Source organism: Marisediminicola sp. UYEF4 (assembly GCF_040546025.1).
Taxonomy (GTDB): domain Bacteria; phylum Actinomycetota; class Actinomycetes; order Actinomycetales; family Microbacteriaceae; genus Marisediminicola.
The window spans coordinates 25,533-40,297 of sequence record NZ_JBEPNA010000002.1 but is presented as its reverse complement, the minus strand read 5'-3'; the positions used below and the strand labels follow the sequence as shown (position 1 = coordinate 40,297).

The following is a 14,765-nucleotide window of genomic DNA, read 5'->3' as shown; positions in this document are numbered from 1 at the left end:
GGTCAGAACACGATCACGCTGCGGGCGCGCTCTCCGCGCCGCATCGCATCGAAGGCCTCGTTCACTTCCTCGAGCGGGATGCGGTGCGAGATGAGCTCGTCGACCGGGATCTTGCCCGCGAGGTACAGCTCCGCAATGCGCGGAAAGTCCCGCCCGGGGACGGTCGACCCGTAGTTGGATCCGATGAGCGACTTGCCGCTCTCGGCGAGCGCGAGGGCGTCGATGGCGACGGGCGTGTCCTGCGGCGGGAGCCCGACGATGATCGCCTTCCCCCCTGGGGCGATGAGTCCGGGCAGCGACTCGATCGTCTCCACGCGGCCGATCGCCTCGAAGGCGTAGTCGGCCCCGTTGCCGGTGAGTTCCCTCACCCGCTCGGCGAGGTCGGGTCCGGCCTCGAGCGTGTGGGTCGCTCCGAGTCGGCGGGCCGCCTCGAGCTTCTCCTCGCTGCGATCGACGGCGATAATCGGGTTCGCACCGATTAGCTTCAACGCCATGATGATCGAGAGGCCGACCCCGCCGCTGCCGACGACGACCGCGGAGGATCCTGCTTCGACGGCGGCGTCGTGGGTCACGGCTCCGAAGCCGGTGGCGATCGAGCATCCGATCAGGCTGGCGACGTCGAACGGAACGGCCTCGGGAATTCGGATGGCGGCGGACTCGGGCACGACCGCGTACTCGCACATCGACCCGACGGCGAGATAGGGGAAGACGCGCTCCCCGTCGCGGGTGAGCGCGGTGCTCCCGTCGGGCAGCACGCACTCCTCCGACCGGCTGCCGGTGCAGACGTAGGCCTTGCCGGACAGGCAGGCGACGCAGCGGCGGCACGGGTAGAACCACGACAGGATGACGTGGTCGCCGACCGCGACGTCGACGACACCCGCACCGATTGCCTCAACCGTTCCGGCTCCCTCGTGCCCCATGACGGTGGGGGAGGGCAGGGTCCAGTCGCCGTCGAGCACGTGCCGGTCCGACCCGCACACCCCGGAGGCGCCCAGGCGCACGAGCACGGCCCCTGGCCCGGGATCGGCGACCTCGATGGTCGCGATCTCGAGCCCGGTCGACGAGCCGTCGTGCACCGCCGCGCGCGCGAGCCGCGTCACGCCTGCTCGATCCGCGCTGGTGACGCCCCCGCCGCTGCGGTGCCGTCGACGAAGTCGCCGATACTGTGCCGCTTGTAGAGCACCGTGGCGAGCACGAAGTAGACCACGCCTCCCACGACCGCGGCGGGCAGCGAGGCGGTCGTGTAGGAGAAGAGCGGATGCGTCGCGAGCGTGATCGGGTTGTAGATCCAGAGATAGAACGCGGCCCCGACGATGACGGCACCCATTCCCGCCCAGTTCACGCCTCCGTTGAAGTGGTAGGCGCTCGCCCAGCCGGGCAGGTAGAGGTCGCGCAGCGATACGTGCTGGCGGCGAAGCACGAAGTAGTCGGCGATGATCGCACCGCACATGGCCGAGAGGAACGCTCCGCTCAACGTGACGAAGACCATGAACTTGTCGTACATGAAGCCGGGGAAGAAGGCGAGCATCGCCGGCAGCACGAAGAAGCCGGCGCACAGCCACGCCCATCTGACCCGTGACAGCAGGTTGCCGCTGGCCTGGCGAATCGCGAGCACGGTCGAGTAGACGATCGACGAGGTACTCGTGACATTGGCGAAGGCGATGAAAATCAATATGAACGCGCCGAGCACCGGCCCGCCGAAGGGCATCATCCACACCGTCGGGTCCGAGTCGCCGAGGGTCAGTGCGGCGGCCATTCCCACGATCTGGGCGATGAGGGTCGCGACGAGCAGACCGCCGTAGGCGGGCCAGAGGGCGGCCCGCGGCGAGCGCGTCAGCCGGGCAAGTGAGCCCATGACGGGGTACCACGAGACACCGACCCCGGCGTTGAACTCGACCGCGAGCATGAAGTTGAGCTGGTCGTCCTCGAAGGGGGCGAGGGGGGCCGCCGTGAAGAGGGTGTCGACCGAGGTGTTGAGCACGAGGTAAACCATGAGGAAGAGAGTGACGATGAGCAGGCCGGGCGCGATGAACTTGTTGAAGCGGCCGATCGTGACCGGACCGCGGGAGAGGATCCACCACGAGACGGCGATCGCGAGGAGCGCGAAGAAGGTGACCAGCAGGCTTTCGGGGCCGAAGTCGGTGCTGAATGCCGAGTTCGAGACCTGGGTGACAGCGCGGCCGACCATGATCGCCAGCAGCGACGACCAGCCCATCTCGGTGATCAGAATGACGGTGAAGACGAGCACTCCCACACCCACAACGCCGAAGACGGGCCGCAGCAGCGTGTACTGCTCGACGCCGTAGCGCTGGCTCGAGACCACGCTCGCGAGCACCATGAAGCACAGGCCGATGGCGTTGCCGATGATCATCGCCGCGATGCCCTGCTGGAACCCCACCAGCAGAGCGGTGAAACCGCCGACGAGGAAGGCCCAGGTCGCGATCGCGAGCGCCACATTCACGCCGGTGAAGTCGGTCGCGTTCCAGATGCGCTCCTTCTTCAGCAGGGGCAGCGAGCCCAGGGATGCCGTGTCGAGTTCTGCGCGATCGGTTCGTGCGCCGCCGGCGCGTGGGGCGGTCACAGTGCCAGCACCAGGATGCCGAGAAGCGTGATCACGACGGAGACGCCGACGAAGAGCGACAGATCTGCCCCCGAGAGCGCGTGACGCGAGGGGTCGTCGCGCTCGATGGTGTCGATGACACCGAGGCGGGTCTCCAACTCTGTGGCGGTCTGTGCGTCCGCAGCATCCATGACTGCACTCCTTTGTTCAATCGAATGTCATTCGGTTTTGGGTCAATAGTGGCCCTCGGCTACGGGTGTGTCAATTAGTATTCGGTGCACGATGCCAGCGATCGGCGAGACAGGAGAAGGCAATGTTCACGATGGCTGTTCTCCAGTCTGCCGCCCGAATCAACGCCGTCACCGAAAATCTCGAAAGAATCGCGATGTTCGCGCAGAGGGCGGCGGGTGGGGGAGCCGGCCTGCTCGTGACCCCGGAGCTCTTCACCACCGGATATGCGCCCGGGCTTGTGAAGCACTCCGACGGGGAGGCGATCCGAGCGGAGCTTGGCCGCATCGCCCGACAGCAGGGCATCGCCCTGGTCGGCTCGAGCGTGGAGGCGGCAAGTTCCGGCCTCTACATCTGCGCGTCGCTCTTCGACGATCAGGGTGTCGAGCGCACGCGCTATCGCAAAGCACACCTGTTCGGCCCCGACGAGAAGGCCGCCTTCACCCCGGGCAACGCGTTGCCGGAACTGGTGCCGTACCGCGGCCTCGCCCTGGCGCTGGGCCTCTGCTACGACATCGAGTTTCCCGAATACGCGAGGAGCGCCGCGGTGCGCGGAGCCGATGTGCTCTGCATCCCCACCGCCGTACCCACCACGGGCGATGTCGGCGGCGCCACCCCCGGGCTCACCTACAACGCCGAGCGCATCTCGACCATGATGGTGCCGGTGCGCGCGCTCGAGAACGGCGTCTACATCGCCTACGCCAACCACAGCGCTCCCGGGTTCACCGGCCTCAGCTGCATCGTGAGCCCCTACGGAACGTTCCTGGACGCGGCGGGCGGCGGCGACGACCTGCTGATCGCTGAGATCGACGAGGCGGAGGTGCGCCGGGCACGCAAGATCAACACCTACCTCGACTGCGTGCGCACCGACCTGTACTCGCCCCAGAGGTCGCCCGCGGCGCTCTCACAATTGCCGTAGGTCGTCCCCGCAACTATCGCTCGCGGCGCGCGACGTCTCCGGCGGTGGCCGTCACCACAGTGTGACGCTGCCCGCGCTTCGGCGGCACGTGGGTGCAGGTGTCGCCCGCGCACAGCTCGGGCTTCGTCTTCGCTAACACCCGCTGCAGCTCGCAGCCCACGCAGATGCCGGATGCGCTCTCGATGAAGAGCAGCCCGAGGCACACCCCGCAGAGGGCGAGCATGAAGCCGTTGGTGATGTTCAGGAATCCCATCACGCCGCACGAGACGAACGCCATGCCGAGGCCGAACGACCACGCAAGCCGTTTCTGGGCCCCGCCGACCCACTCGGGTCGTTGCCTCCACACGAGCAGCGTGCCCACGATCAGGCTCGGCGTGTACTTCGTTCCGACAAGGAGCCGCAGGACCATGTCGATCATGAAGACCGCCCCGAACATCCTCAGCGGTTGGAAGTCGTCCGTGAGGGCGGCGACCATGAACGCGACGATGCCGCCGAGAAACAGAAGGCCCGCGGATGCCCGGACCGCCCGCTCGTTGACAACGAGAATGTTGATGCCATCGACGTGTTCGCCGATAATTGGCTCCTCTGCGGCGGTCAGGGCGCCGTCCGCGACGTGGCGGCGGGCTACCGCGGGGGAGCGAGCTCGGCCGCGATGTCGGTCATGGCCTCGACCCCTCCGGCGCGATACGCCTCCCAGTCCCTCGCCTGGGGTCCGCCGGGCAGGCACTTGTCTGCCCATCGTGCGCTGAGCATGACGGCCGCGTCGACGGCTTGCGCGGGTTCGGTCTCGTCGGCGATCAGGCGCGCGAGCTCTCCCAGCGCCGCCACCTTGCCCTCGTAAAACTTTGCGGCCGGATGCGAACGCCCGACTTTCGCAAGCGTGCAGGCCGAGACGTCACCGAGCAGCCGCGACCACTCTGCCGTGGTGAGGAGACGTGACGCCATCACAGTCGTCCGGGCGGGGCTCACGGTGGCCACGGGGCTGCTGCCGCCGCTTAGCGGCGGGAAAAAAAGGCAGGGAAGGCCGCCGTGGCGCCGGCGTGGCCGGCGCAGAGCTGCGCATCCGGGATTCCCTGTAGCGCTTCCTCGACGTGCTGGCCGCAGCCGTCCCAGGTCGTTTTTCCACAGGCAGAACAGGCAATTGTGAAGCACATGGGGGTCTCCTTCGGACAAGTTGAATTGAGAGTAGCATACCCCCAGGGGTATATGCTTTACTGCATTCAGCCACCACCAATAGGCTGCCCGACGCTTCGACCGAAAGGACCCCCGATGGCAACCATCGATCTGACATCCGACTTATTCAGCCAGGCCGTCGACGAAAACGGCATCCTCATCGTCGACTTTTGGGCGGCGTGGTGCGGCCCGTGCCGCGCGTTCGCTCCCGTGTTCCAGGCGGCATCCGAGGCCCACCCCGACATCACGTTCGGCAAGGTCGACACCGAGGCGGAGCAGCAGCTCGCCAGCGCCGCCGGTATCTCATCGATCCCCACCCTCATGGTCTTCCGCGACCAGATTCTCGTCTTCTCGCAGCCCGGCGCGCTCAGCGGCCCCCAGCTCGAGCAGGTCATCTCCGGGGTGAACGGCCTCGACATGGACGAGATCCGCAGCAAGATGGCCGGCGCCGCCGCGAATGCCTGATGGAGCTCGGAAAACTGTCCACCACCTTCAATCGAAAGACACCTCACCAATGAAGATCACCTTCCGTCTCCTCGCCTCCGTGGCGATCGCCGCCACCCTCGCTTTCGGCGTCGCCGCGTGCGCTCCCGCCGCCGAACCCATCTCGATCTCAGCTGAGACGGTCGTCATCGACGTGCGCACAGCCGAGGAGTTCGCCTCCGGCCACCTCGAGGGAGCTGTGAACATCGATGTGCAGTCGGCATCGTTCGACGAGACGGTCTCGGAGCTGCCGACGGACGGAGAGTACGTCGTCTATTGCCGCTCCGGCAGCCGGTCCGCCGCTGCAATCGACCGCATGGAGGGCCTCGGTTTCACCACGCTGACCGACGCGGGCGCCGTCGGGGCCGCCTCGGAATCGACGGGGTTGGCGATCACGAAGTAGCCGGGGCCCCGGGCAGTCTCCTTTCACCATTCAGGAGTGGTCTGTTGCCGACGCCCACGCAGGCGCAACAATGTTGTGTATGTCGCAACATCGGTGCAGCAAGAGGGGCTGGATGCTGGATATCCCAGCATCCGCCCGCCGACCAGCCTGCCACTCCTGAATAATGAAAGGAGAAACGGATGCTGCTGCGAAGCCCACTTTATTTGCCTCGTGATTTCACAAGGCGAATTCACTGCCTGCACCGCAGCGGTGCGGCGTAGTTTGCTGAGATGACGATGCCAACAGCGGAGACAGTCGGCGCTCTCCGCGCTTCCGGCCACGTGCAGAAGACCCTCCGCGCCGAGATTCGCGAGAATCTCCTGTCCGCTCTCCGCGACGGCCGTGATCCGTGGCCCGGCCTGCACGGGCTCGAGTCCACCGTCATCCCGCAGCTCGAGCGGGCACTCATTGCCGGTCACGACATCGTGCTGCTCGGCGAGCGGGGTCAGGGCAAGACCCGCCTGTTGCGCACGATGGTCGGCCTGCTCGACGAGTGGTCCCCGGTCATCGCGGGCTCCGAGCTCGGCGAGCATCCGTTCGACCCCATTACGGCGGCGAGCCGGCGCCGTGCCGCCGAGTTGGGCGACGACCTGCCGGTCGCCTGGCGCGGGCGCGACGAGCGCTACTCCGAGAAGCTCGCCACCCCCGACACGAGCGTCGCCGACCTGATCGGCGACGTGGACCCGATGAAGGTCGCCGAGGGCCGCAGCCTGGGCGACCCCGAGACCATCCACTTTGGCCTCATTCCGCGCAGCCACCGGGGGATCGTGGCCATCAACGAGCTCCCCGACCTTGCCGAGCGCATCCAGGTCGCAATGCTCAACGTGATGGAGGAGCGCGACATCCAGATCCGCGGCTACGTGCTCCGGCTCCCTCTCGACGTGCTCGTGCTGGCCACCGCCAATCCGGAGGACTACACGAACCGGGGTCGCATCATCACCCCGCTGAAGGACCGTTTCGGCGCCGAAATCCGCACCCATTATCCGACCGAGTTGGCCGACGAGATTGCCATCATCCGGCAGGAGTCCGACCTGACCGCCGACGTTCCCGACTACCTCGTCGAGATCCTCGCGCGCTTCACCCGGGCGCTGCGCCACTCGAACGCGGTCGACCAGCGCAGCGGGGTGAGCGCCCGATTTGCGATCGCCGGCGCGGAGACCATCGCGGCGGCCGCGATCCACCGCCAGGCCCGTCAGGGTGAGGCGGATGCCGTGGCTCGCCCGGTCGACCTGGAGACCGCCGTCGACGTGCTCGGCGGCAAGATCGAGTTCGAATCGGCCGAGGAGGGGCGTGAGGACGAGATCCTCGACCACCTGCTTCGCACCGCCACGGCCGAGACGGTCAGGGCGCACTTTCGCGGGGTCGACTTCGCGTTGCTGGTGGAGGCGATCGAGGCGGGCGCCCTCGTTACGACCGGCGAGCAGGTCACCGCTCGCGCGTTCCTCTCCGGGCTGCCGGTGCTCGGGGAGTCCGAACTGTATGACGAGGTCTGCGACCGGGTCGGCGCGCACGGCGACGGACAGCGCGCTGGCGCCATCGAGCTGGCCCTCGAGGGCCTCTACCTGCAGCGCCGGATCAGCAAGGAGAGCGGAGGGGGCGAGACGATCTATGGCTAGGGCCAACCGCCGACTCACCCACGCCGCCCGCTACGGCAGGTACGCCGGCGGGCCCGATCCGCTCGCCCCGCCCGTCGACCTGGCCGAGGCGCTCGACGCCATCGGCGAGGACGTCATGGCGGGCTACTCGCCCGAGCGCGCGATGCGGGAGTTCCTGCGGCGCGGCGGCACGGACCGGGCCGGCCTCGACGAGCTGGCCCGCCGGGTGGCCGAGAGGCGGCGGGAGCTGACACGCCGGCACAACCTCGACGGCACCCTCGAGGAGGTCCGACAACTGCTCGAGAAGGCAGTCAGCACCGAACGCGCACAACTGGCGCGTGACGTCGACCTCGACGACGGCGACCGGATGCTGGCCGAGATGCAGCTCGAGAACCTGCCGGCATCCACTCCCGCTGCCGTCAGCGAGCTCGGCGACTACAACTGGCGCAGCAGCGAGGCCCGCGCCGACTTCGAGAAAATCAAGGACCTGCTGGGCCGCGAGATGCTCGACCAGCGTTTCGCCGGCATGAAGAATGCACTCGAGAACGCCACCGACGCCGACCGGGCCGCGATCAATGAGATGCTCGGCGACCTCAACAAGCTGCTCGCCGCGCACGAGAGGGGCGATGACACCCCAGAGCAGTTTGACGAGTTCATGGAGAAGCACGGCGGCTTCTTCCCGGAGAGGCCCGCGAACATCGAGGAGCTCCTCGACGCGCTTGCCCGGCGCGCCGCCGCCGCCGCGCGGATGCGCAACTCGATGACCCGGGAGCAACGCGACGAGCTCGATACGCTGGCCGCTCAAGCCTTCGGCTCGCCTGATCTTTCGCAGGCGCTCGCCCAGCTCGACGGTCACCTCCAGGCGTTGCGCCCGGGTGAGGACTGGGGCGGCTCGGAGCGCATGCAGGGCGGGGAGGGGCTCGGCCTGGGCGACGGCACGGGCGTGTTCCAGGATCTCGCCGACCTCGACGAGTTGTCCGAGCAGCTGGCGCAGTCGTACAGCGGGTCGAGCAAGGACGACCTCGACCTCGACCTCGACAAGCTGACCCGGCAGCTGGGCGACGCGGCGGCGGCCGACGCCCGCACCCTCCAGCAGCTCGACTCGGCGCTCCGCGATCCGGGCACCATGAAGCGCGGTTCCGACGGCATGCTCAGGCTGACGCCGAAGGCGATGCGTCAGCTCGGCAAGGCGTTGTTGCGCGATGTCGCCGCCCGGATGTCCGGGCGGCAGGGCAACCGTGATGTGGCGACCGCCGGCACCGCGGGGGAGTTCTCGGGGGCCACCCGGGAATGGGCCTTCGGCGACACTGAGCCGTGGGACGTGACCCGCACGATCACCAACGCCATCACCCGCACGGTGGGGGAGCGCGGCGGGACCGACGCGGGCATCCGGCTCGAGATCGGCGACGTCGAGGTTCAGGAGACCGAGGCCCGCACGCGGGCGTGCGTGGCGTTGCTGGTAGATACGTCGTTCTCGATGGCCATCGACGGGCGGTGGGTTCCGATGAAACGCACCGCGCTCGCGCTCCACACGCTGATCACGAGCCGCTTTCGCGGCGATGACCTGCAGCTCATCGGTTTCGGCCGCGTGGCCGAGGCGATGGAGATCGAGCAGCTCACCGCGCTCGACGCGGAATACGAGAAGGGCACCAACCTGCACCACGCCCTCCTGTTGGCGAACCGACACTTCCGCCGGCATCCGACGGCCCAGCCGGTGCTGCTCATCGTCACCGACGGCGAGCCGACCTCTCACCTCGAGGCCGGCGGCGACGTGTTCTTCAACTATCCACCGCATCCGCTCACGGTGGCCCTCGCCGTGCGCGAGCTCGACAACTCGATGCGCCTGGGCGCACACACGACCTTCTTCCGCCTCGGCGAGGATCCGGGGCTCGCACGGTTCGCCGACTCGCTGGCGGCGCGAGTCGGCGGCACCGTCGTGGCACCCGAGCTCGACGACCTCGGCGCCGCGGTGGTCGGCTCCTACCTGGGTTCGCGCCGCGGCGATGGCACCGGCTAGCCCCAGCCGACGAGCGAGCGATCCAACGCAGCTCGTTCAGAAGTTTGAACGCTAAAGAGGTAGAGCTGGGCCCGTGCGCCGCTCTAGCGTAGGAAATCGCAACATCACGAACCCGCACGCAACAACCCACGAACGACCCGCCGGAATCGTTCACAACAATCCCACCGCCGAGCGAATTGAGACCGGTGTGTCTGACTCAGAATTCTCGGCGCGGTCGCACAATCGCACGGTCGCGTCGCGCATCAATTGTCCACTGTGGTGCGCCATCCAACACGGCGCGAACCACGGCGAAGAGGACTGGGTGCACATGAGTGAGGCGCTGGAAGTTGCCGACGGAGTCCCCGCGCGGCTGTGCATGTCGGTCGATCCGGACACGGGCGCCGAGGACCGCCCGTACGTCACCATCGGGTCGAGCGAGTACACCCTGGATGAGGCCGAAGAACTGGGAATGTCCCTGGTTGCTATTGCCCGGGTTGGGGCGGCGTCAATCCATCCTTCCGCAGGGTGAAGGCGCCCTCCCGGTCCTGGTCGCTACCTCATGCCTAAATCTCGCCGCGTTGCGTGCGTTTGGGCAAATGAACGGCGCGCGCCGACATCGTTTAGGTCTTTGAACACTCGACCCCTTCTGCGCTGCCGGGCACGCACCTAACGTCAGTCACACGACCTGCCCCCGTTCGTCGTCCCCACCGCAGTAAGGACACCTCATGACGGTCTTCCGCACCCCTCTGGCCCGCTCTGTCGGAGCGCCTCGCCGCGCTTCAGTGACACAGGGCCGGCGACGCCGGTTGTGGATGAGTGTGAGCACGATTGTTGCGGTACTTGCGGCCACTCTTGCGGGACCCGCCGCGTTCGCGTCGAGCGTCTCGAGCGCGGTCTTCAGCGGTACCGGGACGGTCACGGTCACCGGCACGGTCTACGCCAAGTCCGGCACGGTGCTGACGCTGACCGGCCACCCTGGTAGTAGCCGGACCCACTCCGCGATAACCCCCGCTTACCCGCAACACCAATACGAATCGGCGTGCCTGAAAATCCTCAGGCACGCCGATTTTGCGTTTAACGCCGGCATCGGCCATCCGCCGACGGGGCCCTAAGAGCGAATCCGGGCACAAAAAAGGCCGGGAGACCGCTAAGCGGTACTCCCGACCAATTTCCCGAACAACTCAGCTGAATAAGCCGAATCTCTCAGTGTGCGCGAAGGGGGACTTGAACCCCCACGCCCTTTCGGGCACTAGCACCTCAAGCTAGCGCGTCTACCAATTCCGCCATCCGCGCGCTTCCGGCAATCCCTTGCAGGACTACCGAGGTACGACAATAGCACGCGCGGGGACGGCGGTTTGAACGCCATGGCCCGCCCGGGCGAGGATCCGCGCGCAACCGCCCCCGCACAGGGCGTCATCGGTATCGTGGGAGGCATGGTCACCCCCAAATCCACCTCCTCCGCCGCCGCGCTGTCGGCCGACACCGATGAAAACGGCGTCGCACTCGACGAGACGGCGATCGTCGCGCGCGACCTCATCCGGTTCGACACCACCAATTACGGCGAGGGCAGATCCAACGGCGAGGCGGATGCCGCCGAGTACCTCGAGGCCAAACTCGTGGCCCTCGGGCTCACCCCGCAGCTGTTCGAGTCGGCCCCCGGGCGGGTGTCGGTCGTCGCCCGCGTGGAGGGCGCGAATCCGGATGCCGATGCCCTGGTTCTGCACGGGCACACCGACGTCGTGCCGGCCGACCCGGCGAACTGGAGCGTCGACCCGTTCGGCGGCGAGATCAGGGACGGCCTGCTCTGGGGTCGGGGCGCGGTCGACATGAAGGACATGGACGCGATGATGGTCACCGCGCTCGGCGACATCCTCGGCAGCGGCCGCCAGCCGGCCCGCGACATCATCGTCGGCTTCTTCGCCGACGAGGAGGACGGCGGCCGGCTCGGCTCGCACTACCTGGTGCGGGAGCATCCGGAACTCTTCGCCGGCGCGACCGAGGCGATCAGCGAGGTCGGCGGCTACTCGATCACCCTCAACGGAACCCGCGCCTACCTGCTGCAGACCGGCGAGAAGGCCCTCATCTGGGTCAAGCTCATCTCCCGCGGCACCGCCTCGCACGGATCCCGCGTGATGCATGACAATGCGATCACCAAGCTCGCCGAGGCCGTCGCCACTCTTGGCCGCGAACAGTGGCCACTGCGCCTGACCGACACGACGACCGAGCTCATCGGCGAGCTCGCCCGCATCCTCGACCAGGACCCGCAGAAGGTCGGCCCGGACGAGCTCGTCATCGCGACCGGCACGGCGGCCGGGTTCATCCAGGGCTCCCTGCGCACCACCACGAACCCGACGATGCTGACCGCCGGGTACAAGCACAACGTGATCCCCGACACCGCCGAGGCGCTCATCGACATCCGTGCGCTGCCGGGGGAGGAGGATGCCGTGCTGGCCCGGGTGCGAGAGCTGGTCGGCCCCGACATCGAGATCCAGATCATGCACCAGGACATCGGGCTCGAGACAGCATTCTCGGGGCCTCTCGTGGACGCGATGACGAACGCACTCGGCACCCATGACCCGGGTGCGGCCGTGCTGCCCTACCTGCTGAGCGGCGGAACCGACAACAAGGCGCTGTCGCTGCTGGGCATCAAGGGCTACGGCTTCGCGCCGCTCAAGCTGCCGGCCGAGCTCGACTTCCCTGGCATGTTCCACGGGGTGGACGAAAGAGTACCCCTCGACGCACTAGTGTTTGGCAGGCACGTCCTGACGGACCTGCTCCTCGACTACTAGAACGGCTCCAACCGCGTGAGTTTCATCGAAGCGATCATTCTCGGACTGCTCCAGGGGCTCACCGAATTCCTCCCGATCTCCTCGAGCGCGCACCTGCGAATCGCGGGGGAGTTCCTGCCCTCGGCGACCGATCCGGGCGCGACGTTCACCGCCATCACCCAGCTCGGCACCGAGGCCGCGGTGCTGCTCTACTTCTGGGGCGATATCAGCCGCATCATCGGCAAATGGTTCCGCCACTTCGGGTCCGGCGCGAGCCGCGGGGGCCGCGGCGTGACCATCGAGAAGAACGACCCCGACGTGCGCCTGGGGTGGCTCATCATCATCGGCACCATTCCGATCGTGCTCGTGGGCTACTTCCTGCAAGACACGATTCGCGGGGCATTCCGTTCGCTCTGGCTCGTGGCGATCGTGCTTATCGTCTTCGGTATCTTCCTCGGGGTCGCCGACCTGCTCGGTCGACGCACGAAGCAGCTGAACGACATCGGCTATCGCGACGGCATCCTCTACGGGCTTGCGCAGACCCTCGCGCTCATTCCCGGGGTCTCCCGCTCCGGCGCGACCACGACGATGGGCCGGGCATTGGGCTACTCGCGACCGGCGGCCGCCCAGTACGCGTTCCTGCTCGCCGTGCCCGCAGTCTTTGGGAGCGGTCTGTTCGAGCTCGTCAACAGCATCACCGACCCCGAGATCAACGGGCCGTTCGGGCCGCTCGAGACCGCGATCGCGACGATCGTCGCGTTCGGGGTCGGCTACGGTGTCATCGCATTCCTCATGAACTACATCAAGACGCGGTCATTCCTGCCGTTCGTGATCTACCGTCTCGCTCTCGGAAGCACGCTGCTTATCCTCCTGTCGCTCGGTCTACTGCAACCCACCTGATCTGACGCGACGTCGACCGCGCACCGGTGTAGCGTTAAGCGATTGCGAACGACGATCAATTGCCGTATACCCCTCCGTACGACACACCATCGATCAAAAAGGTTGAGCGTGAATACGATGAGCGGGTCTGGTCGGCAGGATTGGACGGTACGCCCTCATGGATGAGAGCGAGCAGTTCGAAGCGGCAAAGGTCGCCATCAGCACCGCCCACGAGACGCGCAGCAACCTGTGTCGCCCGTTCCTCGCTGTCGCTCCCGTCACCGGGGCCTCGGTCTCGGTGCTCGCCGGATCGAACGGGCAGTCGACGATGTGTTCGAGCGACGCCACGTCGGCACTTCTCGATGAGATGCAGTTCGATCTGGGTGAGGGTCCGTGCTGGCAGGCGCTCTCGACTCGACTCCCCGTTCTGGCTCCCCGGGTTCGCGTCGAGAAGAACACGGTCTGGCCGATCTTTGCCCAAACTCTGCGAGACGATCCAAGAAACAGCGACGTGCAGGCCATCTACGCTTTCCCGCTCATTGTCGGATCCCTCGACATCGGCGCCGTCGACCTCTACTCGACCAAGAAGGGGGACCTGACCAGTTCCCAGGTCACCAACGTGCTGGAGCTCGCCGGACTCACCGCATGGCAGGTCCTGCGCCGCATACTCGCCGACGGAACGGCCGCGACGGAGAGCGAAGACGCCACCGAGGCTCGCTCCCGGCGCGAAGTGCATCAGGCGACCGGGATGGTGCTCGCTCAAATGGGCATCAGCGCCACAGACGCCGCGCTGTTGCTTCGCGCACACTCGTTCTCGACGGGCAGGTCGGTGCGCGAGGTTGCGAGCGACGTGGTCGAGCGACGGATCGACTTCTCGAAGGATGGCCATGCGTGACGACGGATGCCGTGTGGGCGGCAAATTGGAGGAATGGTGAGTACCACGCGCGAGGCCCGACTGGCCGCGACGTTCGTGACGCTCGCAGACACGCTCGTGGCGGGCTACGACGTGGTCGACCTGCTCGACACGCTCGTGAATGCAAGTGCGGATCTGCTTGACGCTGCGGCAGCCGGGTTGATTCTGGCCGACGAGGCCGGCGAGCTCTCAGTGATCGCGTCCACGAGCGAGCGAAGCCGACTCGTCGAGATCATGCAGCTCCGGTACGGACTCGGTCCGTGCGTGGAGTGCTACAGGACCGGCCGGGTCGTGACGGTCCCCGATGTCGACAAGGTGGGCGACAAGTGGCCCGACTTCCGCGAAGCCGCACTCGAGCAGGGCCTGCACTCGGTGCACGCCGTGCCGCTGCGCCTGCGCGGCACCGTGATCGGCGCGCTCAACCTGTTCCGCAACCAGACCGGTGTCATCTCCGACGAGGACGCGCTCGCGGCGCGCGCACTCGCCGACATCGCGACCATCGGCATCCTGCACGAACGCACGCTGCACGAGAGCGACGTAGCCAAACAGCAGTTGCAGCACGCGCTCGACAGCAGGGTGTTGATCGAGCAGGCGAAGGGAGTGCTTGCCCACACCCGCAATGTCGATATGGACGACGCCTTCCGAACTCTGCGGGACTACGCCCGCAGCAACGGATTGTTACTCAGAAACGTTGCCGAGGGAGTTGTCAACCGCACCCTCCTTATATGACATCTCATAGACCGATGCGGTAGCTTTGTTATCTGCCCCAGACCTCGGCAGTTCACACACTCCGATGGTCGAAGGGACTG

17 protein-coding genes and 1 tRNA gene are annotated in these 14,765 nt (G+C 67.0%); 11 read left to right on the top strand and 7 right to left on the bottom strand.

Annotated features, from left to right (window positions below; genetic code table 11):
* Positions 1 to 2 precede the first annotated feature (2 nt).
* Genes ABIB15_RS03135 through ABIB15_RS03125 form a run of 3 tightly spaced genes read right to left on the bottom strand, consistent with a single transcriptional unit; the run spans position 3 to position 2,751 of the window.
* Positions 3 to 1,100, bottom strand: coding sequence for a zinc-binding dehydrogenase (locus ABIB15_RS03135; protein ID WP_354475215.1), 1,098 nt, complete (start codon positions 1,098 to 1,100; stop codon positions 3 to 5).
* Positions 1,097 to 2,581 (bottom strand): purine-cytosine permease family protein, encoded by a 1,485-nt coding sequence (locus tag ABIB15_RS03130; RefSeq protein ID WP_354475214.1) that lies wholly within the window; start codon positions 2,579 to 2,581, stop codon positions 1,097 to 1,099. The genes ABIB15_RS03135 and ABIB15_RS03130 overlap by 4 nt, the downstream gene beginning before the upstream one ends.
* Positions 2,578 to 2,751, bottom strand: a complete 174-nt coding sequence (locus tag ABIB15_RS03125) for a hypothetical protein (protein ID WP_354475212.1) — start codon at positions 2,749 to 2,751, stop codon at positions 2,578 to 2,580. The genes ABIB15_RS03130 and ABIB15_RS03125 overlap by 4 nt, the downstream gene beginning before the upstream one ends.
* A gap of 122 nt (positions 2,752 to 2,873) precedes the next feature.
* On the opposite strand from ABIB15_RS03125, the gene ABIB15_RS03120 reads away from it, so the two are divergent.
* Entirely contained in the window at positions 2,874 to 3,707 is an 834-nt protein-coding gene (locus ABIB15_RS03120; protein WP_354475210.1) for a nitrilase-related carbon-nitrogen hydrolase, read from the top strand.
* Between the two features lie 13 nt (positions 3,708 to 3,720).
* Here ABIB15_RS03120 and ABIB15_RS03115 read toward each other — a convergent pair whose 3' ends face one another.
* The 3 genes from ABIB15_RS03115 to ABIB15_RS15285 all read right to left on the bottom strand — a co-directional run bounded on the left by ABIB15_RS03115 (position 3,721) and on the right by ABIB15_RS15285 (position 4,861).
* Positions 3,721 to 4,254 carry a DUF4395 domain-containing protein gene (locus ABIB15_RS03115; RefSeq protein ID WP_354475536.1) on the bottom strand — a complete coding sequence of 178 codons (534 nt, stop codon included), beginning with the start codon at positions 4,252 to 4,254 and terminating at the stop codon, positions 3,721 to 3,723.
* 77 nt (positions 4,255 to 4,331) lie between these two features.
* Entirely contained in the window at positions 4,332 to 4,652 is a 321-nt protein-coding gene (locus ABIB15_RS03110; RefSeq protein ID WP_354475208.1) for a hypothetical protein, read from the bottom strand.
* Between the two features lie 50 nt (positions 4,653 to 4,702).
* Positions 4,703 to 4,861 carry a DUF8730 family Cys-rich protein gene (locus ABIB15_RS15285; protein ID WP_502908903.1) on the bottom strand — a complete coding sequence of 53 codons (159 nt, stop codon included), beginning with the start codon at positions 4,859 to 4,861 and terminating at the stop codon, positions 4,703 to 4,705.
* Between the two features lie 115 nt (positions 4,862 to 4,976).
* Here ABIB15_RS15285 and ABIB15_RS03105 point away from each other — a divergent pair, with 115 nt between their 5' ends.
* The 6 genes from ABIB15_RS03105 to ABIB15_RS03080 all read left to right on the top strand — a co-directional run bounded on the left by ABIB15_RS03105 (position 4,977) and on the right by ABIB15_RS03080 (position 10,508).
* The gene (locus tag ABIB15_RS03105) at positions 4,977 to 5,345 is read left to right on the top strand and encodes a thioredoxin family protein (protein ID WP_354475207.1); all 369 of its coding nucleotides are present in this window, start codon (positions 4,977 to 4,979) and stop codon (positions 5,343 to 5,345) included.
* Between the two features lie 49 nt (positions 5,346 to 5,394).
* Complete coding sequence (locus ABIB15_RS03100) at positions 5,395 to 5,766, top strand: rhodanese-like domain-containing protein (protein WP_354475205.1); 372 nt, start codon at positions 5,395 to 5,397, stop codon at positions 5,764 to 5,766.
* A 269-nt stretch (positions 5,767 to 6,035) separates the two neighbouring features.
* Positions 6,036 to 7,421 (top strand): MoxR family ATPase, encoded by a 1,386-nt coding sequence (locus ABIB15_RS03095; RefSeq protein ID WP_354475204.1) that lies wholly within the window; start codon positions 6,036 to 6,038, stop codon positions 7,419 to 7,421.
* Positions 7,414 to 9,417, top strand: a complete 2,004-nt coding sequence (locus ABIB15_RS03090) for a vWA domain-containing protein (protein WP_354475203.1) — start codon at positions 7,414 to 7,416, stop codon at positions 9,415 to 9,417. Before ABIB15_RS03095 ends, ABIB15_RS03090 begins: the two co-directional genes overlap by 8 nt.
* Positions 9,418 to 9,604: 187 nt before the next feature.
* Complete coding sequence (locus tag ABIB15_RS03085; protein ID WP_354475201.1) at positions 9,605 to 9,925, top strand: DUF6907 domain-containing protein; 321 nt, start codon at positions 9,605 to 9,607, stop codon at positions 9,923 to 9,925.
* Between the two features lie 289 nt (positions 9,926 to 10,214).
* Positions 10,215 to 10,508 carry a hypothetical protein gene (locus tag ABIB15_RS03080; RefSeq protein WP_354475199.1) on the top strand — a complete coding sequence of 98 codons (294 nt, stop codon included), beginning with the start codon at positions 10,215 to 10,217 and terminating at the stop codon, positions 10,506 to 10,508.
* A gap of 97 nt (positions 10,509 to 10,605) precedes the next feature.
* Here the strand turns inward: ABIB15_RS03080 and ABIB15_RS03075 are convergent.
* Positions 10,606 to 10,689, bottom strand: a tRNA-Leu gene (locus ABIB15_RS03075).
* Positions 10,690 to 10,829: 140 nt separating this feature from the next.
* Between ABIB15_RS03075 and ABIB15_RS03070 the strand changes: the two genes are divergently transcribed.
* The 4 genes from ABIB15_RS03070 to ABIB15_RS03055 all read left to right on the top strand — a co-directional run bounded on the left by ABIB15_RS03070 (position 10,830) and on the right by ABIB15_RS03055 (position 14,685).
* On the top strand, positions 10,830 to 12,185 hold the full coding sequence (locus ABIB15_RS03070; RefSeq protein WP_354475197.1) for a M20/M25/M40 family metallo-hydrolase: 1,356 nt from the start codon (positions 10,830 to 10,832) through the stop codon (positions 12,183 to 12,185).
* A gap of 15 nt (positions 12,186 to 12,200) precedes the next feature.
* Positions 12,201 to 13,064: an undecaprenyl-diphosphate phosphatase gene (locus ABIB15_RS03065; RefSeq protein WP_354475196.1), complete on the top strand. Its 864-nt coding sequence runs from the start codon at positions 12,201 to 12,203 to the stop codon at positions 13,062 to 13,064.
* A gap of 157 nt (positions 13,065 to 13,221) precedes the next feature.
* Positions 13,222 to 13,938, top strand: coding sequence for a GAF and ANTAR domain-containing protein (locus tag ABIB15_RS03060; protein WP_354475195.1), 717 nt, complete (start codon positions 13,222 to 13,224; stop codon positions 13,936 to 13,938).
* A 33-nt stretch (positions 13,939 to 13,971) separates the two neighbouring features.
* On the top strand, positions 13,972 to 14,685 hold the full coding sequence (locus ABIB15_RS03055) for a GAF and ANTAR domain-containing protein (protein WP_354475194.1): 714 nt from the start codon (positions 13,972 to 13,974) through the stop codon (positions 14,683 to 14,685).
* The last annotated feature ends 80 nt before the right edge of the window (positions 14,686 to 14,765 follow it).